1 protein-coding gene is annotated in these 1,155 nt (G+C 51.6%); it reads right to left on the reverse strand.

Annotated features, from left to right (window positions below; all coding sequences use genetic code 11):
• Positions 1–28: 28 nt before the first annotated feature.
• Positions 29–1,089 (reverse strand): ISKra4 family transposase gene (locus tag D6694_10985; protein ID RMH39634.1). Its coding sequence is split into 2 segments (ribosomal slippage): positions 29–933 and positions 933–1,089, totalling 1,062 coding nucleotides; the frame shifts between segments, so codons are not numbered across the junction.
• Positions 1,090–1,155 lie beyond the last annotated feature (66 nt).

Below are 1,155 nucleotides of genomic sequence, written 5' to 3' on the forward strand. Positions count from 1 at the left end.
GGGTGCGTGTCACCTTCTTGAGAGGAAATTAGAGCAGGTTGTTGAGGTAAGCACAGCGGTGGGCTAACACCTTCGGCACATGCTCTGGTTTCCAACGTGCCCCCGAAATCTGTAATCGACGGTCAATCTGTTTGACGGTTGACTCTACAGCACCAGAACCAATCGAGCAAATGCCTTCACTCTGGTAATAATCGTAGTTGACGATCCGGTGCCGATGCTTCTGCAAATACTGACAGAAGCACTGCGCTTGATGCAGTTGACAGTCGTTAAATAACGCCAGCGTTTCATCCACCTTGCCCTGCCACAACAGCCGCCGAGCTTCTGCTAAACGGTTCAACGACCCCCCAATCTTCTCCAAGTTCTCCATCAAATGAAACCAATCGAGAATCTCCCGTCGCTCCACGGCATCTGGCAGTTGAGCAAATAAATTCCAAATTCCATCGTGACCATCGCCCAAGCAGGTTAGACAAGCAGCAAGCGGTTGATGGTTGAGCCACTCAAGCAGCGCTGCATTGTCGTCGAACCAAGCGGCGCGAACTCCCATTGGAGCCAGATGAATCGCTTTATACTGCTTCCACAAGGGTTTCTGCCCCGACTCCACAATCAGTCGCACCGTTCCGCCATCGAGGCTGGCTTCTGATACTGACTCGTCAACGCTGGGTGTTTCAAATGTTTGGCGTTGAACTAGCCGCTGTTGCGTTTTGGCGCTAACGGCGATTCCGGTGAACAGTTCCACATCTTGAGCTGCATGTTGATACGATACATTGGCACTCACCCGCAAACAACATCGCTCCAGCATGGGACTCACCTGGCTACCCGTTTTCACTCCCAGTCGTTGGGCTTGCTCGCTTGTCACGCTTAAGCGTCCGAGAATACTCTTCAGCGTCCGTTGGTAGCCATCAGTTGTGCCAGTCGCTGCTGCAATAAAAAAACTCCCAGTTGCGGCAACACCGCTTGTTGCGTGTGGGTTCGGATAGCTTGCTCAATGCCTTCTAGCGTTTGCAGTTGTTCAGCGGACGTGTTGCGATACAAAATGCCGGCAATTGTTTCAACACACTGTTGCAGTTGAGCTTCGTCTTCAGGAGTCATGGTCTTGGTAGATAGTTCTAGGTCTTCTCCAGCCTAATTTTTCTACCAAGAAGGTGACACGCACCC

It is taken from the genome of Gammaproteobacteria bacterium, from assembly GCA_003696665.1.
In the GTDB taxonomy this organism is placed as follows: domain Bacteria; phylum Pseudomonadota; class Gammaproteobacteria; order Enterobacterales.